The organism is Bartonella sp. HY038, from assembly GCF_014117425.1.
Classification (GTDB): Bacteria; Pseudomonadota; Alphaproteobacteria; order Rhizobiales; family Rhizobiaceae; genus HY038.
On the sequence record NZ_CP059725.1, the window covers coordinates 2,053,093 to 2,071,475 of the forward strand.

An 18,383-nucleotide genomic window follows, 5' to 3' on the forward strand; every position below is an offset into this window, starting at 1 on the left:
TCCCCACTATTTCAATAATAACGCTATATTTATTTGTGATGTTGATGTTGGTTGATAATGCGCCGCAACTTCCCCTTTGGCGGCGGCGTTAAAACTTGTTGTTCGATAATAAATGTTTGTGAAATATTAAACCTGTCCAATAGGTTTTCAAAAGCAAAGTTAAGATCTATCAGGCTTTGCGCATCAATATGGGGCGGCAAAGTTATGACAATTGCGCCATCTTTGCGGTAAATAAGCCTAAAATCTTCGATTTGTTTTGATGCATCAAGGATAGAGTTGCGCATAATATCTGGTGTTAAAGTAACAAGCCGCCCATCACGTGCGCGCAGTTTAAAAACATCATCCATACGGCCAACAACTTCGCTAATGCGGCGCATGGGTGAACCACAAGGGCATGGTCTTTCATCAAGGCGCAAAACATCATTCATGCGATAACGGGCCATAATTTGCGTATTGCGAATAAAATCTGTAATGATTGGCGTAACCAAGCCATCATCACTAACGGCTTCGCACTCAAAATGCATGCTGTCTTCGCAAAGATGAAGATTGCCATGCTCGCACGGCGTTGCCAATAAGCCTTCCGATGCCATATAGATTTCTTGGCACTTAACGCCAAAGGCTTCGTCAATAATTTTCCGGTCACATGGATCCAACACCTCTGCACCGCTAAAGACGCGTTTTAGCGGCAACTTAAAGCCACTATCCACCAAAAAGCGCAAAAGATGTGGCGGTGCAATTAATGTATCAGGGGCATAGGCCGCCAATTTGTCGGCGACACATTCCAAGCCGTCATTTAAGTTAAAAAACTGCAATTGTAACCGCCATAAATGATTGGCTGATTGATAAATTGGCGTTGCGGTGGGTAAGGCAACTGCAATTTTTGCGCCTTGGCGTGGATATCGGGGTAACAGCTTTGCAAGAATAGTGCCAAGCCAAATATATTTTTCACGCTCGCTAATAGTATAAAGGCTGCGATTGCCACTCGTGCCGGTACTCATACCAATGGTGTAATTTTTCGGCTGATCATTATCATGCAATTTTTGCCGCAACTCATCGCCGCTCATTTTGAGGCGATTGAAATCGGCAAAATTATCCATCATGATTTTTTTGTCGATAATCGGTAAATCCTCTAAAGCCCTAAAATTTTTGTCCTTATAAAAACCAACCTTACCAATATCTTTACTAATTAAACGCGCTAAATTTTTGTCTTGCCATTTCGTTAATTGCTCTTCTGTCTTAAGTGCCTTTTTTAACTTTAAAACCTGATAAAAGCTTTGCAACGCAAAACGTTTGGTAAATAAATGCTCAAACATCACGCTTCCCCTTTTTCAACATAGTGATGAGTTAATGCGAGATGAGAACTGTCATAGGAGTTGGTTGAGGGATCATGGCACAAAACAAGGCTATAACCTTGTTGAATAAAATCCTTGACGGTTGCATGACTGAGCTGAGCCTCATCGCAATTAAAACTCACCATGCGCATGGCAAAACTTTGTCTTCGATCTTGTAAATTGCAAGCCAACCAATCAACATCAACCGCATAAAGCAAAGGTGGTGATAATTTTGGCCATAAAAGCCCAAAATGGCCAATATCATGCCCGGGCAAAGGCAAGGCGAGCAACGAGCCATCACCCAAAATATCATAGGTTTGATGGTTGTTTATCGTAATGATCTCGCAGTCTTCGATAAAACAAAGTCGCTCTTCAAAATCATCCGGCAATAATTCACTAAAGTGGCCATGGCGCCATTGGTTGAAATTTGACGCTCGTTTAAATTGCTCAAATCCTATGCGGCTTGCTAAAAAACATGAATTTGGAAAATCCTTAACGCCGGCAATATGATCGGCATGAAAATGCGTTAAAATAACAAGGCTAATATCGCCTTTCAGCTGACTTAAAACTGTTTCACATAGACCTAACGCATGAAGCTTAGGGCGCAAAAGCGCATTGTAAATTTTTAATGGCAATGAGCGGCTCTCACCCCGTGTAACTCGGTGGCTATAACCGGTATCAATAACAATATTGTCATGATTTTCTGTTTCATATAGTCCCCAACGCACGCAAAAATGTTGTTTTTTAAAACCACCATGGCGTGCGACCATGCCTTTCGGGGCGCTGACCCATGCGCTATTAAAAAAACGAGGCGCCTTCATTGTAAGCCCCCATTATGATGAAATGTTTTATCCAATCCTTCCGCAAAATCAATTTGCGGTTCAAAGCCTAAAATTTGTTGTGCTCTTTTGATGGATAGGGTTTGTGAATAGGCAAAAACGCCAAGGCTGTAACTGGTCAATAAGGGCTCAATATTGGGTAAAAAACTACGATGAAATTGCTCCATCATGTAAATTAAAGGTCTTGCAACTGCTAGCGGTGTCTTTTTCCAACGCACATTGCAATCCAGCCTTTTTGCCGCTTCATTAACGATTTTGGTGATAGGCAAAGCCTCTTTGCCTGCAATATTGAATATATTTTGTGGTAATTGCCGTGGTGCTAAAAGGCTTGCCCAAATAGCGCGAGCAACATCTTCCACATGGGTAAGATTGGTAACAGCTACACCATTGCGTAATAATGGCAATGGTCGCCTTTGTGCAGCCTTGATTAAGCGTGGCAGCAATGCTGTATCACCTGCGCCATAAATGGCTCTTGGCCGCAAAATAATCGGTGACAAATCGGCATAGCTAAGAGTTAAACGCTCAGCCTTTACCTTTGATGCCGCGTAATTATTGATGGGCTTTGGTAACGGACTATATTCATCAAGATCAAGCTGATCCGCCCACGTAAAATAAATGCTTGGCGATGATATGAAAATGAAACGGCTAATAGCACAGGATTGAGCTATTTTTAATAAATTCTCGGTCACCTCGACATTGGCACGATAAAAATCTTCTCGCCTCCCCCAAAGCGATGAAAGGGCAGCGGCATGGACAAGACCATCAATGGTTTCATTTTGTAACCTTTGGTGCAATTCTTGCATATCTTGCAGGTTTTCAAGATTAAATCGCCAGAAAGTACAACCTAGCTGCGTTAATAATTCGCCGCGCTTTAAATTGCGCCCAATTGCGATCACATCGCATTTTTTGTCGCGTAATAAGCGGCAGGTTTCAAGCCCAAGAAAGCCTGTTGCTCCTGTAACAATAACACGCATGGTTCCCTCGCTCACATAATCTTAATGATAAATGAAATAGTCTAGGGTCAGGACCTAAAACTTTAACAAAATACCGCCGATTGATAGGCCTGCAGATGTTCCAATCAGTAAGACCTTGCTACCTTGTTTGATTAATCCATTTTCAAGCCCATGGTGAAAGGCAATGGGAATGGAGGCAGAGATTTGATTGCCATGATTGGCCAAAATATTGATGAATTTGGCATTTTTAAATGGCGCCATTTTTATGATATGGGCAAGACCTAAAGGGCTTGCTTGATGAGGCACCACAACGTCAATATCATCGGCATGCCAACCGGCTTTTTCTAATAGATCAGAGATAAAGCGGTTAAAATGATCACGAACTTGGCGAAAAACAGCCTTGCCTTGCATACGGAAAAATACATTTTCATTAAAGCCGCTATTTTTATCTTGCGGATTAAAGCGCGTGCCACCTGCCCCCAATTGACAATGCTCATAACCTTCTGGCCAAGTTGCCATTAACGCGGCGCTAATGCCTTGGCTTGCATCTTCTGAACCGCTTACGACCATTGCCGCCGCACCGTCGCCAAATAGCGCTGCCGTTTCAGCATCATCATGCCAAGGTAAAGCCATTGAAGCAATTTCTGATGAAACAATAAGAATAGTTTTATAACGTTTGCTATTTAAAAAACATGCGGCCATATCGAGGGCGGTTACAAAACTAAGGCAGGTTGAGTTGACGTCAAAGGCGGCGGCTTGACCACTTTTAATATTTAGCCCGCGCATAATAAGCGGCGCCGTTGCAGGTATTGACTGATAGCCAACGGCAGACGCAAAAAGAATAAGGTCTATATCTAATAAAGAAATATTACTTTGTTCAATTGCATTTTTTGCAGCTTTTACGCCAAGGCTAATTTGATCCTCACCATTAGAGCGAACGGGACGCGAGATCACCCCGACTTTTTTCTCAAGCGTCCCGCCGCCTATACCGAGCTGCTGCTCGATTTTTTGTGTGCTAATTGAAATCTGCGGTAAGCACGTTCCAACCCCTAAAATTTTTAATGGTAATGTCACCTTTTCCATATCCCCACCCGTACGCTGTATCACTTCACAAACAATAATGAACAACGTTCAAATAAAAGTCAATGGTATTTTTTGGACAATGTTCATTTTTTTAATTATAATTTTTAAAATTCACTAAAAGATATAATTATCAACATCATAAATAATTGCTTTCCAATTACTCTAGCGAAATGTTAAAAGGCTAGTGTTCTTAATCAAAAACACGGAGCTATATCAATGCGGGATAATAATCCTACCCCATCATCTTTTGGTCTAACGAAAATAATCCTGCTTATTTTTATAGCCTTAGCTGTTTGGAGTCTATTTAGCTTCAACACAATTCCTTCAAATGAGGAAAAAGCCAAAGCAGCTTGGAGCGAAGTATTAAATCAATATCAGCGCCGCAGTGATCTTATTCCTAATCTTGTGCAAACAGTTAAAGGCTATGCAAGCCATGAGCAATCAACCCTTAATAGCGTTATTGAAGCTCGTGCTAAGGCAACCCAAACCACCATCAATGTTGATAGTCTAAATAATCCTGAAGCTATGCAGCAATTTTTGAGTAATCAAACAAACCTTACTGGTGCATTATCACGCCTAATGGCAATTAGCGAACAATATCCAGATTTGAAGGCAAATCAAAATTTTCTTGCCTTGCAGTCGCAATTAGAGGGAACGGAAAACCGAATTGCAGTCGCAAGACGCGACTATATTGAAGCGGTTAGGATTAATAATACAGCTTTAAAAACAATGCCAACAATAATATGGACGTGGATTTGGTACCGCGATGCAAAACCATTGCCAAGCTTTACCATTGATCCTGTAGCTCAACAGGTACCAAAGGTTGAGTTCAATTGATAAAGGTAGGCTCATTGATAAAAAGCCTTTTCTATGCATTAGTGGCACCATCCATTGTGGTGGTGCGCGCTTTTATATGGACATTACTTGTCTATTTGTCCTTTTTATCTTTGAGTGCCTATAATGCGGCATTTGCACAAACCAACGTTCCACAATTAAGTGATCGTATTGTTGATTATGCCCATTTGCTTAACCAAGATTCGATTAATCAACTTTCACGCTTACTTGCTCAGCAAGAAGAAAAATCCGGCGACCAAATTGTTATAGCAACCCTACCAAACCTTGATGGCCGCGATATTGAAAGCTATAGTAATGCATTATTTCGTTATTGGAAACTTGGGCAAAAAAATCAAAATAATGGCGTTCTCTTTCTAATTGCTCCTAATGATCGCGCCGTCCGTATCGAAGTTGGTTATGGCTTAGAAGGTGTTTTGACCGATGCCGCGGCAAGCGTCATTATCAACACTATTGTTTTGCCTAAATTTAGAGCCAATAACTACCAGCAGGGAATTATTGACGGCACTACAGCGATTATCACCGTAATAAGTGGTGAAGAAAGTGAATTATTAAGCCGCATTCGTGAAAATGAAGCACGGATAAAGAGTGAAAAATCTATTGAAGCTCGTAATAACTTCATCATTATAACCATTATTGCGTTGTGTTTTCTGGTTTTAATTGTGTTACCGATGCTTGCATCCATATTCGGTACACAAGTCGGCCCCAAAAGATATCGCTGGCTTGGAATTGTATTTTTCCTTTGGTATCAGGGGTTATTAGAAGGCGGAGGACCAGGCAATGGCAGAGGTCCTGGCGGCTTTGGTGGTGGCGGTTTTGGCGGTGGACGCGGTGGATCTAGAGGCGGCGGCTTTAGGGGCGGTGGCGGCTCATCAGGCGGTGGCGGTGCATCTGGTCGTTGGTAGTCGCCTACTAAGTTAAGCCATTACCGCACTCCATCATTGAATATTATGTAGATCGCTTAAACGACAAGAAAGCGTCATATCGCTACCCTTTTGCGGCGGTTGCAAACCATATTGGTTGATTTTGTCATAACGCAGTTCTAAATCCTGATAGCGAATATTTACCCGCAAAAACTGGCCGATAATTTGGCAATCCTCAACCTTGCCGGTAAAGCTCAAAGCTGCATCAGCAATTTCACCCTCGATAAAATTGGCAGGGTGGATAATATAAGCCCCACTGCCCTTTTGCGCAGCTTCACCGCTAATATAATTGGGCGGAATAATATTGGCATCCCCCAAGAAGCTCGCGACAAACATATTTTGCGGCCGATAAAAAATGTCTTTAGCACTACCTGTCTGTGCAATTTTGCCCTTATCTAGCACTGAAATATAGTCACCAAGCATTAACGCCTCATCCTGATCATGGGTGACAAGAATTGCGGTGACACCAAGCTGCATTTGCAGATTTTTAAGCTCAAATTGTAATTTTCGCCGAATTTGCGCATCAAGTGCCGATAATGGTTCGTCTAGCAACAATATTTTAGGCTCCAATATAACCGCACGCGCTAAGGCAACCCGCTGCCGTTGCCCACCCGACAAATTGGCAGGTAAACGATCCGCAAATTCGGTTAATGCCACCATATCAAGCATCTTATCTACGCGGCTGCTAATATCTGCCTTGCTTAACTTTTTTTGCGCTAGGCCAAAACTTAAATTTTTACGCACACTCATATTAGGAAATAGCGCATATTGTTGAAAAACCATGGCCAATTCGCGCTCGCTTGGTGGCAATTGATCTATTTGGCGTGATGCCATCAAAATGCGCCCCTTTGCCACCTGATGCAAACCAGCGATACAGCGCAACAAGGTGGTTTTACCGCAACCTGACGGCCCTAAAAGCACATGAAATTCGCCTTGAGCAATTGACAGTGATATGCCGTCAAGAATGGTTTTATCGCCATAATTTGCCTCAAGATTTTCAATCACCAAACCGGTCATTTTAAACTTTCCTAATTACGTTCTTTAGTTTTGGCTTTTTGCAAGACGCGCGTTTAAAGCCAGCGTTAAGATAGTCAAAACCAATAAAAATATAAGATAAATAAAGACAATAGTGCTAGCAAAGCGCCCTGTTTCATTGCGGTGCGCATAGATATAAATTTGCACAGTTTCAAACTGGCCGCCCACCAACAAATTGGCATAAACAAACTCGCCAATTAAAATGCTAAAATTTAACAATATAGCTAGCAATAAGGCGGGCGTTAGTAGCGGTATAATAATCCGCATTAAAATAGTTTCATCCCTTGCACCAATGAGGCGGCCAGCATCAAGCAAATCATCAATTGCTATGCCATTAAGGCTATTTTTTAAAGCAATATAAAGCATGGGAAAGCAAATAGGCACATAGGCAAAGATCAATATCCATATTGTGCCATTAATCTGCAATGGCGGTACTGAAAAGATCTTTAAATAGCCAACCACCAAAACCACACTTGGAATAGCATAAGGCAAGACAATTAAACGTGCCATCCATTTATCAAGACTTGGCCAATAAATGTGGCCTACCAAAATAGCGGGCACAATAAGCAAAACGGCTAGAGCAATAGCGCAAATGGCGACAAAAACACTGCGTAAAAAAGCCATTTGAAAGCGCGTATCCGTGAGTACATCACCAATTGTTACCAGAGTAAAACCGCGTGGCAAAAAGCTATCTGACCAATCAACCGCAAAAGCATTGATTATAATTGCCAAAAACGGCAAAGCCATTAGCAGTGCAAAAACTATTAACAAAATGCGGGCAATAAAGGATTGTTTCATCATTACCTCTTTTTGCCAATAAGTTGATTAACCGCAATGGGAACAAGAAGCACAACCAGCAAACAGATTGATAAGGCATTGGCAAGACCGGGATTGGCAAAAACATCGCCTGCCACCAACTCACCAATACGAACGGTGACAATGCGGGCATTGGTACCAACCAGCGCATAGGCGGTTGCATAGGTGCCCATGGCATTGGCAAAAAGCAAAATACTTACCGCGACCAATTGCCTAAAAATAATTGGGAAACCAATAAACCACCAAAATTTGTGTCTTGTTGCACCGATTAAAAAAGCCGCTTCTTCAATATCTTGTGGCACGGCAATGACCACAGGTAAAAGCAAAACAATTGCTAAAGATATTTGAAAAAAGCAATAAGTTAAAACAAGGCCGGTAAAGCTATAAATATTAAGTTCACTTATAATGCCCATATCAATTAAAATTTTAGTTAAGACACCATTTGCACCAAGCAAAATGACAAAAGCCATGACCGATGGAACGCCGGCAAAATTAGAACCCAAATTTGCAAAAGCAGTGGCAAAACGCTTGGAAAGATAAGAGCTTGCCCGTAAGCTAATACAAATCGGAATGGCAAAAACCATGCCGATAAAGCTTGTAAGCAAAGATAATTCAATGGTTGCAATAAAGGAGTTAATATAAAATTTGCTGGTTAAGATTTTTTGGTAATAAAAAAGAAAATCACCAATATAATTAAACGAGCCAATAAATACACTTACCAAGGGAGCGGCAATGATAAAGCCTAAAAAAACAAGCCAAGGCAAAGCATAGAGCCGCATATATTTTGCACTTTTCATTTAGACTAATTTTCCGCTAAAGGGTGTGAGACTTGCAACATCTACACCTAAGACAGCACAGCAAAGCGCCGCAATTTCCGTTTGGCGTAACGCCTCCACACTCATATCAAAACCAAACCAATAAAACGGTACTTCAGATTCACTTGGTAATGGTCCACTATGGTTGCCATCATCGCCCATTCCATGATCGGCGGTGACAATGACTTTATAGCCTTGCTCTAGCCAATTGGGCATATATTGCGCCAAAAGATCACCGGCCTTACGAGCTGTATTGCGATAAGTAACCGAATTACCACCACTTTTATGACCTGCGTCATCAATATTCATAGGATGCAATAATAAAAAGTCCGGCGCAAAGCGATCTATCAGGTTTTGCGCATCTGCAAATAAATGACTGTCAGGATAGCTATCATCCCAATAAAACATACCGTAATTAATGTCTTTAGTTTGATCAATTAAAATGCGGTCTTTTTTATTATCAAATGGTGCATTGATATAAAGCTCACTCACCCAATAATAGGCAGCAGCGGCAGTGGTTAAATTAGATTTACGACAAAGCGCAAAAATATTATCGCCATTAGACCTGCGAACAATTGCATTACTTACCACGCCATGATCAGCAGGGCTGCGACCAGTTAATAAGGTTTCATATAAGGGGCGTGACATTGCAGGTAATTCACATCGCAATTTTGTAACATTGCCGCGCTTTAAGTCAATTAATCCTTCCAAATAGCCTAAACATTCGCGCGCTGTATCATAACGCAGACCATCTAGCACAACCAAAATTAGCTTGGACATAACGCACCTTTAAATAGCGTAATTGAAAAAAATACGCCTTTGCCGAGCTATTCATTTCTCGGCAAAAGCTCAATTTAACTGAGTTAGCTGCGCATTACATTTCAGAAAGCACGTTTTCTTGCCAAAGTTGAGTAATGGTTGGTGCTGTGTTTTTCCAAATTTCTGAGTTAATAACGCGTGCAGCCTTATATTGTTCGGAAGGTAAAACACGGTCTGCAACATCTTGCGGCAAAGTGATATGGTCAATGCGAATTGGACGCGCATAACCACGAGCAAGGTTAATCTGCCCCTCATCAGAGAAGATATATTCACGCGTTAATTTTGCAGCATTTGGATTTTTGGCAAATTTATTAATAACTGTGGTATAACCAGAAATAACTGATGCATCCGATGGAATGAGCACGGTATATTTTCCACCGCCCACAGCATCACGGTAATTAAGCGCGTTAAAATCCCAAATAGCTGCGACTTCAATTTCTCCGCGTTCAAGATTGGCGGGAGAAACCGAATTAGACCGCAAGCGCCCTTCTTTAGCAAGCTTGGCAAAAAGCTCGATACCGGGTTGCAAATTTTCTTCATTTCCCCCCATAGCAATAGCAGCAGCTAAGATTGACGCATTTTCTTGCGCCCCGCTACCTGGCTTAGCGATCGAAAATTTGAAATTACCGTTTTTTAGCTCTTCCCAGCTTTTGGGTGGGTTTGGCAAATCGCTCTTGATAATGAAAGCAATGGTACCTGTATAAGCGAGCGCCCAATTACCATCCTTATCCTTAGCCCAATCAGGAATTTGCTCCCAAGTGGTTGGCTTATAAGGCTGGACAAGATCACGAGCAACCGCAATCGGACCAAATTCTAAGCCGACATCACCAATATCAGCCGATGCATTAGATTTTTCATTTTCAAACTTGGAAAGCTCTTCAGCTGAACTCATATCCGTATCAAAATGGCTAAGGCCATATTTTACTTCTAAGTCCTCCCAAGTACCTTTCCAATTGGCCCAGCTATCAGGCATACCAACAGAATTAACCGTACCTTCCTTTTTAGCCGCATCAACTAGCGCAGAAATGTCTGCAGCAAAAAGCGTGTGGCAAGAAAAAAGAAGCGCTGTTGCACCCATTGATAAATGAGCAAGAGTTTTTAAAAAAGGGTTCTGCATTTACAACCTCAAATAAAAGCAACTAGATTCCCCATCAAAAGGGCTTGCCTATTCGGTTTTCATAATTGGGTTGCAAAAAATTGACATTTAGATGACAGTTTTATGAAATGCTTGTAATCAAGACTTTTGTAGGCAAATAATGGTAAAGTAAAAAAACAAGATTGCAGCGCATGCACAATAAAAAGAATTCTATTTAAATTGAGAAATTTGGTGGAGCTAAGCGGGATCGAACCGCTGACCTCCTGCATGCCATGCAGGCGCTCTCCCAGCTGAGCTATAGCCCCATAATCAATGTGCATGACTTTTATAAAGCTGCCTTTTGATTTGGTAGAAGCTGTAAATTAACTTCGTGTGCGGTTCATTAAAGATAGATTCCACAAAGATCAAGCAAAAAATTGATATTTTACCAATATTTTTTACATAAGCACAAATTGCATGAGTTTTTGGAAAAAATCCGCCTATTGGCATAAATTTTACTTAACCTTCTCATATTAACAAGCATCTTCACGAAATAAGGATAATTTTATAAAAATACACTTTTAAATCTAGAATGTATACAAATCTACTTTTTTGACAAATTGTGCTAACATACTTTAAAAATTTAATCTTATATCGATTTAGCGCTGCCCGAACAAAAGGATAAATCATGACCGAAGAAAAAATTTCAATCCATGTTAGGGGCTTAAGTGTAGAAGACAGAGAAAAAAAATTACGATTTGATGCAAAAAACATTATCAAAAATACGTTTCTCAAAAAATAAAGCTCATTATACAACTTCTAGTTTTTATACCCGTTATTGTTATCATTGGCTTAATATTTTCAAAAGAACTTGGCGTCAGCAAAATCCCTTATACAATTGAATCTTCTATTATTTATTTTCTATTTGGCATTAATATAGGTATTTTATTATATTCAATGGCATGTAAAGCTGCAGCTAACTGCCAATACAAAAATTTCTATGCAGATAATCCAGAGGCACAAAATGGCTACCAACTTATTCTTGATAAAACACAATTACAGATAAAATCTGACTGGAACACTACAATTACTAACTATAATCAAATTAGCGAATGCATCAAGCTCACTGATGAAATTTGGTTGATAAATTTTAGAAATCAAACATTCATTTGGATATATATTAACGAACTCGGCGATGAAGAAACGACGAAACAGGTAAAACAGTGGCTTGGAATTGCGTAAAACAAATATTTAATACCCAATAGAGTTAAATTCAAAAGACATTTAACAATGTTTAATGAAAAGCCTTGCCACTCAGGAAACGTTTCCATATATCCTAGTACACAAATGGCTAAACAAGCCGTAAAACTTTAATACTCATTTTCAATTGGAAAAATATCATGTCCGCACTTAACCAAGACATTGTTCTTTCGCATTTACGCGCCGTTAAAGGGCCCGATTTTGAAAGTGATATTGTAAGCCTTGGCTTGGTATCCGAAATTTTTATTGCTGATAAAAAAGTATTTTTCTCAATTAATGTACCGGCTAACCGTGCAGAAGAGTTGGAACCCTTACGGCTTGCCGCTGAAAAAACCGTTTTAGCGATTGACGGGGTAAAATCCGCAATTGTCACCCTTACTGCTGAAAAGCGTGCGGGCGACCATTCGGGCGAAGTAAAACGCCCAACCAAGCCAATTGTGCAAAAATCCACACCTGCGAGTAGTCCCCCCCATAAAAGTTCTGATATTCCGCCGCGCACCCCCATCCCCGGCGTTAAACACGTAATTGCCGTTGCATCTGGCAAGGGCGGCGTTGGCAAGTCAACAACGGCAATTAACTTAGCCCTTGCATTAATGGAACAAGGATTAAATGTCGGAATTATGGATGGCGACATTTATGGTCCATCATTACCGCGTTTGACCGCAATATATGACAAGCCAGAAGCGGTTGAAGGTAAAAAATTGTTACCGCTTGAAAAATATAATTTAAAATTAATGTCGATGGGATTTCTTGTTAGTGAAGATACACCAATGGTTTGGCGTGGACCAATGGTCATGTCTGCTATCACCCAAATGCTGCGCGATGTGCTATGGGCACCCCTTGATGTATTGGTTGTTGATATGCCGCCAGGCACTGGTGACGCCCAACTTACCCTTGCCCAACAAGTGCAATTATCAGGTGCAGTTATTGTATCAACCCCGCAAGACCTTGCACTAATTGATGCGCGTAAGGGTATTGAAATGTTTAGTAAAGTAGGAATTCCTATTTTAGGAATCATTGAAAATATGAGTTATTTTATAGCGCCCGACACTGGTAAACGATATGATATTTTCGGCCATGGCGGTGCAAGACAAGAAGCTGAAAAACGCAAATTGACATTCCTTGGCGAAATTCCGCTAGATCCCGACATTCGTGTCAGTGGTGATGATGGCAAACCAATTATTTTGGCAAGCCCAAATGGTGCTCATGCAGCAGCTTATCGTAACATTGCGGAAACCATATCTGCGAAACTTCAGCTTACATAGCTTTTCATTTCAAAAAAAATGTGCTAATGAGGCATATTGTCAATTTTTATGGGTGTCGTTTATGGCTCTGGAAGATATCAAGGCAGAGATAGCAATATTGCTTCAAGATATGGTGAATCAACCTCAAGATAAGCACCAATTAGCCGAGCAATTGCAAGAAAAGCTAAATATCATGAAGGCTGAAGGCCTACCCCTTCCTGAAGATCTAGTAGCTCTTGAAGAAGAGCTTGCAAATGGAAAAAGGAACTAGGGTTAAGCCATGAAGACTAGCATCAAAACTTTTTTACCAGTTGCTTTTATTTTATCTGCTGCAGCACTTACAGGCTGTAATTCTGTTGATAAAACACTTACAAGTTCAATTACTCCACAAGCGATTGCAGCAAATTCAGTATCTCCCAAAGCGGTTTCTCGTCTTGGAACCAGTATGACACCATTAGGCTACAGCCAATTTAACCTTGTACGGTTAGATGAGCAATATCGCCAAATTGAGCAATCAAAGCAAAAAACATCATTGCTTGGTTACAGCAAGATTGAAACATCATCAAATGCAGCAAGCGCTGTTTTGACTACGCCAAAGGTAACAAGAGTTAACACGGCAAATCTTGGTCCACGGGTTAAAACCACTTACCACCTTCCTAATGCAACTGCTGAGGTTGAGCAGCTGATTGGTCAATATGCCAGTGCCTACAATGTTCCTGAGCGCCTTGTTCGCCGGGTTGTTTTACGTGAAAGTGGCGGCAATCCACAAGCAAGAAATGGCCCTTACTGGGGCTTGATGCAGATTTCGCACCCAACGGCACAAAGCATGGGCTATAGTGGTCATGCACAGGGTCTTTTAGACGCTGAGACCAATCTGCGTTATGCAGTAAAATATCTTGCCGGTGCTTATCTTGTTGCGGACGGTGATGAGTCACGCGCTGTACGTCTTTATGCACGTGGTTTTTATTATGATGCCAAAGCAAAAGGCGTATTAGAGCATACTGGCTTACGCCCTGGCCCATTATCCATTGCAACAGCTTATAGCGCGCAATAATTTTAAAAGTTTGCATTTTAAAGCCCCCTTTATGTTTTCATAAAGGGGGCTTTTTTATGGGCTAAATTAACTTTAACTATTCACTTTGCCACTCTTTAGCAAAGCCTTTATATTCGCCATTATTTTTGGTAATGTGCAGCCATTGATCGACATAGTTTTTCCAAACAATATCATTTCTTGGTAGCATATAGCCCTTTTCGGCAAAGGTGAGTTGCTGTTCAGGATTTACCGGACAAAGGGTTGGATAAAAGCGCTTTTGATATAAGATTTCCGAAATATCAGTAATCATGACATCGGCTTTATTATCAACAAGGTTTTGGAAAATAATATTATTGTCATGGAAAAGTTCAAGCTGTGCTTTTGGCATATATTTGCGAACATATTTTTCATTTGTGCCACCGGCTGGCTCAATCGCACGTACATGTGGCTGATTTAACTGCTCAACAGTTGCGTATTTTTCAACCTCCTCGCATCGCACAAAGGGTACTTTACCATCAACACCAAGAGCATCAGAGAAAGCAACCTTTTGTTGGCGTTCTAATGAAATGGAAATGCCGCCCATAGCGATATCACATTTACCGGCTAAAAAATCAGGCATGAGCTCTTTCCAAGTGGTGGGAACAAATACCACCTTGGCATCAAGGCTAGCAGCTAATGAGCGTGCCATATCAACATCGATACCCGTATAATCACCATTTTCTTTTAAAAAAGTATAGGGTTTATAATCACCTGTTGTGCACACACGCAGTGTCTTATTTTCCAATACATGATCGAGGTGCGATGGGCTTTCTGCCCATGCAGACAATGGACACAAAGCAGATGCAAGTAATATTAATAATATTTTTTTCAAGGAAACCTCCTTTTTGCCGCACTTTTTAAAATAAAAGAAGCCATAATTACCATAACAATATTTATTGGCAATGTGATTTCATTTTTTAAATATCGATTTATAATCTTCTAACTGCAAGTAAAATGTAAACTACCAATAATTTTACTAATCCACTCAAAAAACTATTTACATAAATTTGGCACTTTTTTGCGATTTTGCACAAATTGACTGTTAAATTTTATAATTTTATGCGTAATATTTATAATAATTTGATATTTTTTACTAATATTTTTTATTTTATAAAAGAAGGGAAATTGATTACGACGAATGTTTTGCTAAGGGATTTCTCGTAAAGACCAAATTGGAGATTTTGCAAAACATACGCGCTAATACCAGTGATAACACTGGCACTAAAAGATCAATAATTGGGTTTATTAAGTATCGAGGAGCTATAATGAACAAAACAACCCCTTCTACCAAAGCACTTGTTCCTTTTGTAAGCGTTGACCATATGATGCAGTTGGTGCATCACATTGGAATCGAAACATTTCTAATAGAGTTATGCGCTGTAATTGAAGAGGACTTTAAACGCTGGGAAATTTTCGACAAAACTCCACGCATTGCAAGCCATTCGGATGAAGGTGTCATTGAGCTCATGCCTACCTCTGATGGCGATATTTATGGTTTTAAATATGTCAATGGCCACCCTAAAAATACCAAGGAAGGCTTACAAACTGTAACTGGTTTTGGTTTGCTTGCTGATGTCGCAACTGGTTATCCGGTTCTTTTCACTGAAATGACCCTTTTAACAGCGTTACGCACTGCTGCAACTTCAGCTCTTGCAACACGCTACCTTGCGCCAAAAGACGCTAAAACACTGGCGATGATTGGCAATGGTGCGCAGTCAGAGTTTCAGGCTCTTGCTCTTAAAGCAATTTGTGGCATTGAAAATATTCATCTTTATGATATTGACCCCTTGGCCACTCAAAAAGCATTTAACAATTTGAAAAATAGCGGACTAAATATCGTTGCCTGTGATAGCGCCCAAAAGGCAATTGAAGGCGCGGAAGTTATCACCACCTGCACGGCTGATAAGCAATATGCCACAATTCTAACTGATAATATGGTGGGTGAAGGCATTCACATTAACGCTATTGGAGGTGATTGTCCGGGTAAAACTGAATTGCATAAGGATATATTGCTGCGGGCTGATACATTTGTCGAATATCCGCCACAAACTCGTGTTGAAGGTGAAATTCAACAAATGCCGGCAGATTACCCAGTAACTGAATTATGGCAAGTCCTAACCGGCCAAGCAAAAGGGCGCACAGATAAACGCCAAATTACACTTTTTGATAGTGTTGGCTTTGCAATTGAAGATTTTTCAGCACTTCGCTACATCCATGCTAAAATCAAGGATACAGAATTTTTCGAAGAACTTGATATTCTTGCAGACCCAGATGATCCACGTGACCTATTTGGCATGTTACAACGCGCCCATTAGCAACTGAATATTGAATGAAATACGGCCTTGTAAACTAAAAGCATAAATAAACTTGACATGGTTATAAGGCCTTAAACTTCCATATGCCAATTGCTGTTACAAATTAAATAAATTCCTAAAAATAATACATTCATTTGGAGGATGCGACATGGCTCGCAAACAATCTTTTTCTGTTCAAGCACCTGCCGCTGTTGTTATGATCCGCCCTCATCACTTCACGGTGAATACAGAAACCGCTACCGATAATAGTTTTCAGATCAATGTGCCTTTAAGCGAACAGTTAGCGCCCACCGCCTATAATGAGATTACAAAGGCGGTAGAGCAATTATTGGCCGTTGGAATTGGCGTACATCTTTATGAAGACGAAAGTAAAAAAACCCCAGATTCAGTTTTTCCAAATAACTGGTTTTCGACCCATGCGGGTGGTTATATTGCTATTTATCCAATGAAAGCACCAAACCGCAGGCTTGAACGCCGTTACGATATCATCGAGGATTTAAAGCGCAATTTTCGTGTACAAGAAGTAATTGATTATTCTGGACTAGAACCTGATGGGCTTTTCCTTGAAGGAACCGGCGCGATGGTTCTTGATCATATCGACCGCGTTGCATATGCGGTTAAATCAGATCGTACCGATCCAATTGCACTTGAACGCTTTTGCACCCAATTTAACTTTGAACCAATGACTTTTGATGCGGTTGATAAAAACAATACACCAATTTATCATACCAATGTACTTATGTGTATTGCAACCGAATTTGTTATGATTGGTTTAGATATGATTTCAAATAAAGCGAGAGCTCAAGAAATCATTTCGCGTTTCGAACAATCTGGCCGTAAGATTATAAATCTAACTTCAGAACAAATACACCAATTTGCAGGCAATGCCATTGAGCTAAAAGGAAAAGATGGACGTTACCTTGCATTATCTGGTACCGCTTATCGCTCCTTAACGCCTAATCAAATTGCAATTATTGAAGAAAGTGCAACGCCAATTGTTTTAGAAATCCCAACAATTGAACAAGCTGGTGGTTCAGTACGCTGTACAATTGCGGGCATACACCTATCCTCACGGTTCTAATCAGTATTGCCCCAATAAATTGGGTGTTTTATATAAAATATCGCAGTTATATTGACGGCTGACCCTAGCTTTTAAAAAAAGTTTTCAGTAAATCTGAAGTGGTAAAAAACAACTACCACTTCAGCCAACAAAGCCCAGCAAAAGAACGACTTATTCATTGAAATGAAAGGTTACAACAATAGCTATCATCAACGCTGTCGTAAAGCTCAAATTGCTGTATCCCCTTCTCGCTTAACTCCCTTTTATAAATCAAAAGTGTATATTTTTGCGATTTAATAGGCTGTTTCTTTAACTTAATGGATTAACATTAAGCCGGGCCAAGAATAATAAATGTCTCACTTTTAGCAACACCATCGATAGAACGTATTGTTGAAATCACGTCATTTAGTTCAACAATATTAGATACTTCAACAATTGCAATAATATCCCATTTACCATTAGTGTTATAAACATCAAGTAAGCCTGGTGTGCGTTTTATTCGGGCGATAATATGTTTGGTTGACGGACTATTAATTTCTATGACCATAAATGCGCGAATACGTTTTTCATCGACATCATCTTTTAATTTTATTGTAAAGCCTTTGATATCGCCATTGTCTATTAAGCGGTCAAGCCGCTTTTGCGCAGTTGCGCGAGCGACACCTAACAGCTGAGCGAGCTGTGGAATTGAAGCACGTCCATTTATTTTTAACTCGGCAATTAATTTACGATCTAACTCATCCATAATGTTACTTTTTCGCCAATTTTCTACCTAAAAAGGCAATATATGGCAAAAATAGGCATTTTGCACTCTATTATTTTACAGAAAAATAAACCAATATATACTTTTATACTGCCAATAAAGGGACAATAATGCATTAAAAATTTCGG

The 18,383-nt window shown here is 40.3% G+C and carries 19 protein-coding genes and 1 tRNA gene; 8 read left to right on the forward strand and 12 right to left on the reverse strand.

Translation table 11 applies throughout. From position 1 onward, the window contains the following. Positions 1–29: 29 nt before the first annotated feature. Genes H3299_RS08875 through H3299_RS08890 form a run of 4 tightly spaced genes read right to left on the reverse strand, consistent with a single transcriptional unit; the run spans position 30 to position 4,206 of the window. Positions 30–1,313, reverse strand: a complete 1,284-nt coding sequence (locus H3299_RS08875; RefSeq protein WP_182417330.1) for a F390 synthetase-related protein — start codon at positions 1,311–1,313, stop codon at positions 30–32. Next, positions 1,313–2,152: an MBL fold metallo-hydrolase gene (locus H3299_RS08880; protein WP_182417331.1), complete on the reverse strand. Its 840-nt coding sequence runs from the start codon at positions 2,150–2,152 to the stop codon at positions 1,313–1,315. Before H3299_RS08880 ends, H3299_RS08875 begins: the two co-directional genes overlap by 1 nt. Beyond that, positions 2,149–3,144 carry an NAD(P)-dependent oxidoreductase gene (locus H3299_RS08885; protein WP_182417332.1) on the reverse strand — a complete coding sequence of 332 codons (996 nt, stop codon included), beginning with the start codon at positions 3,142–3,144 and terminating at the stop codon, positions 2,149–2,151. Before H3299_RS08885 ends, H3299_RS08880 begins: the two co-directional genes overlap by 4 nt. Before the next feature lie 54 nt (positions 3,145–3,198). Then, on the reverse strand, positions 3,199–4,206 hold the full coding sequence (locus H3299_RS08890) for a 3-oxoacyl-[acyl-carrier-protein] synthase III C-terminal domain-containing protein (protein WP_182417333.1): 1,008 nt from the start codon (positions 4,204–4,206) through the stop codon (positions 3,199–3,201). 216 nt (positions 4,207–4,422) lie between these two features. On the opposite strand from H3299_RS08890, the gene H3299_RS08895 reads away from it, so the two are divergent. Then, positions 4,423–5,043, forward strand: coding sequence for a LemA family protein (locus H3299_RS08895; RefSeq protein ID WP_182417334.1), 621 nt, complete (start codon positions 4,423–4,425; stop codon positions 5,041–5,043). 14 nt (positions 5,044–5,057) lie between these two features. Continuing rightward, the gene (locus tag H3299_RS08900; protein ID WP_246708049.1) at positions 5,058–5,963 is read left to right on the forward strand and encodes a YgcG family protein; all 906 of its coding nucleotides are present in this window, start codon (positions 5,058–5,060) and stop codon (positions 5,961–5,963) included. A gap of 33 nt (positions 5,964–5,996) precedes the next feature. Here the strand turns inward: H3299_RS08900 and H3299_RS08905 are convergent, their stop codons facing one another. The 6 genes from H3299_RS08905 to H3299_RS08930 all read right to left on the reverse strand — a co-directional run bounded on the left by H3299_RS08905 (position 5,997) and on the right by H3299_RS08930 (position 10,867). Beyond that, positions 5,997–6,998 carry an ABC transporter ATP-binding protein gene (locus H3299_RS08905; protein ID WP_182417335.1) on the reverse strand — a complete coding sequence of 334 codons (1,002 nt, stop codon included), beginning with the start codon at positions 6,996–6,998 and terminating at the stop codon, positions 5,997–5,999. Between the two features lie 24 nt (positions 6,999–7,022). Next, the gene (locus H3299_RS08910; RefSeq protein ID WP_246708050.1) at positions 7,023–7,817 is read right to left on the reverse strand and encodes an ABC transporter permease; all 795 of its coding nucleotides are present in this window, start codon (positions 7,815–7,817) and stop codon (positions 7,023–7,025) included. Then, the gene (locus H3299_RS08915; RefSeq protein WP_182417336.1) at positions 7,817–8,629 is read right to left on the reverse strand and encodes an ABC transporter permease subunit; all 813 of its coding nucleotides are present in this window, start codon (positions 8,627–8,629) and stop codon (positions 7,817–7,819) included. Before H3299_RS08915 ends, H3299_RS08910 begins: the two co-directional genes overlap by 1 nt. Next, positions 8,630–9,427 carry an alkaline phosphatase family protein gene (locus tag H3299_RS08920; protein ID WP_182417337.1) on the reverse strand — a complete coding sequence of 266 codons (798 nt, stop codon included), beginning with the start codon at positions 9,425–9,427 and terminating at the stop codon, positions 8,630–8,632. Between the two features lie 94 nt (positions 9,428–9,521). Next, positions 9,522–10,583: an ABC transporter substrate-binding protein gene (locus tag H3299_RS08925; protein WP_182417338.1), complete on the reverse strand. Its 1,062-nt coding sequence runs from the start codon at positions 10,581–10,583 to the stop codon at positions 9,522–9,524. Positions 10,584–10,791: 208 nt separating this feature from the next. Beyond that, positions 10,792–10,867, reverse strand: a tRNA-Ala gene (locus H3299_RS08930). A 631-nt stretch (positions 10,868–11,498) separates the two neighbouring features. On the opposite strand from H3299_RS08930, the gene H3299_RS08935 reads away from it, so the two are divergent. From H3299_RS08935 to H3299_RS15820, 4 genes are all read left to right on the forward strand, one after another. Next, on the forward strand, positions 11,499–11,783 hold the full coding sequence (locus tag H3299_RS08935; RefSeq protein ID WP_182417339.1) for a hypothetical protein: 285 nt from the start codon (positions 11,499–11,501) through the stop codon (positions 11,781–11,783). Positions 11,784–11,941: 158 nt separating this feature from the next. Then, positions 11,942–13,066, forward strand: a complete 1,125-nt coding sequence (locus tag H3299_RS08940; RefSeq protein WP_182417340.1) for an Mrp/NBP35 family ATP-binding protein — start codon at positions 11,942–11,944, stop codon at positions 13,064–13,066. A 61-nt stretch (positions 13,067–13,127) separates the two neighbouring features. Continuing rightward, a complete protein-coding gene (locus H3299_RS08945) occupies positions 13,128–13,316 on the forward strand; it encodes a hypothetical protein (RefSeq protein WP_182417341.1) in 189 nt (62 codons plus the stop codon). A 9-nt stretch (positions 13,317–13,325) separates the two neighbouring features. Continuing rightward, positions 13,326–14,099, forward strand: coding sequence for a lytic transglycosylase domain-containing protein (locus H3299_RS15820; RefSeq protein ID WP_315973308.1), 774 nt, complete (start codon positions 13,326–13,328; stop codon positions 14,097–14,099). A 76-nt stretch (positions 14,100–14,175) separates the two neighbouring features. Here H3299_RS15820 and H3299_RS08955 read toward each other — a convergent pair whose 3' ends face one another. Beyond that, positions 14,176–14,949, reverse strand: a complete 774-nt coding sequence (locus H3299_RS08955) for a transporter substrate-binding domain-containing protein (protein ID WP_246708051.1) — start codon at positions 14,947–14,949, stop codon at positions 14,176–14,178. A 433-nt stretch (positions 14,950–15,382) separates the two neighbouring features. Between H3299_RS08955 and H3299_RS08960 the strand changes: the two genes are divergently transcribed. Both H3299_RS08960 and ctlX read left to right on the forward strand, forming a co-directional pair. Continuing rightward, positions 15,383–16,432, forward strand: a complete 1,050-nt coding sequence (locus tag H3299_RS08960) for an ornithine cyclodeaminase (protein WP_182417342.1) — start codon at positions 15,383–15,385, stop codon at positions 16,430–16,432. 148 nt (positions 16,433–16,580) lie between these two features. Beyond that, positions 16,581–17,513 (forward strand): citrulline utilization hydrolase CtlX, encoded by a 933-nt coding sequence (gene ctlX, locus H3299_RS08965; RefSeq protein ID WP_182417343.1) that lies wholly within the window; start codon positions 16,581–16,583, stop codon positions 17,511–17,513. Between the two features lie 307 nt (positions 17,514–17,820). Here the strand turns inward: ctlX and H3299_RS08970 are convergent, their stop codons facing one another. After that, a complete protein-coding gene (locus tag H3299_RS08970; protein WP_182417344.1) occupies positions 17,821–18,237 on the reverse strand; it encodes an Lrp/AsnC family transcriptional regulator in 417 nt (138 codons plus the stop codon). Positions 18,238–18,383: the final 146 nt, after the last annotated feature.

Coding starts and splice junctions, on each gene's coding strand:
- H3299_RS08875 (WP_182417330.1), bottom strand. CDS start 1,313: ATGTTTGAGCATTTATTTACCAAACGTTTTGCGTTGCAAAGCTTTTAT.
- H3299_RS08880 (WP_182417331.1), bottom strand. CDS start 2,152: ATGAAGGCGCCTCGTTTTTTTAATAGCGCATGGGTCAGCGCCCCGAAA.
- H3299_RS08885 (WP_182417332.1), bottom strand. CDS start 3,144: ATGCGTGTTATTGTTACAGGAGCAACAGGCTTTCTTGGGCTTGAAACC.
- H3299_RS08890 (WP_182417333.1), bottom strand. CDS start 4,206: ATGGAAAAGGTGACATTACCATTAAAAATTTTAGGGGTTGGAACGTGC.
- H3299_RS08895 (WP_182417334.1), top strand. CDS start 4,423: ATGCGGGATAATAATCCTACCCCATCATCTTTTGGTCTAACGAAAATA.
- H3299_RS08905 (WP_182417335.1), bottom strand. CDS start 6,998: ATGACCGGTTTGGTGATTGAAAATCTTGAGGCAAATTATGGCGATAAA.
- H3299_RS08910 (WP_246708050.1), bottom strand. CDS start 7,817: ATGATGAAACAATCCTTTATTGCCCGCATTTTGTTAATAGTTTTTGCA.
- H3299_RS08915 (WP_182417336.1), bottom strand. CDS start 8,629: ATGAAAAGTGCAAAATATATGCGGCTCTATGCTTTGCCTTGGCTTGTT.
- H3299_RS08920 (WP_182417337.1), bottom strand. CDS start 9,427: ATGTCCAAGCTAATTTTGGTTGTGCTAGATGGTCTGCGTTATGATACA.
- H3299_RS08925 (WP_182417338.1), bottom strand. CDS start 10,583: ATGCAGAACCCTTTTTTAAAAACTCTTGCTCATTTATCAATGGGTGCA.
- H3299_RS08935 (WP_182417339.1), top strand. CDS start 11,499: ATGGCATGTAAAGCTGCAGCTAACTGCCAATACAAAAATTTCTATGCA.
- H3299_RS08940 (WP_182417340.1), top strand. CDS start 11,942: ATGTCCGCACTTAACCAAGACATTGTTCTTTCGCATTTACGCGCCGTT.
- H3299_RS08945 (WP_182417341.1), top strand. CDS start 13,128: ATGGCTCTGGAAGATATCAAGGCAGAGATAGCAATATTGCTTCAAGAT.
- H3299_RS15820 (WP_315973308.1), top strand. CDS start 13,326: ATGAAGACTAGCATCAAAACTTTTTTACCAGTTGCTTTTATTTTATCT.
- H3299_RS08960 (WP_182417342.1), top strand. CDS start 15,383: ATGAACAAAACAACCCCTTCTACCAAAGCACTTGTTCCTTTTGTAAGC.
- ctlX (WP_182417343.1), top strand. CDS start 16,581: ATGGCTCGCAAACAATCTTTTTCTGTTCAAGCACCTGCCGCTGTTGTT.
- H3299_RS08970 (WP_182417344.1), bottom strand. CDS start 18,237: ATGGATGAGTTAGATCGTAAATTAATTGCCGAGTTAAAAATAAATGGA.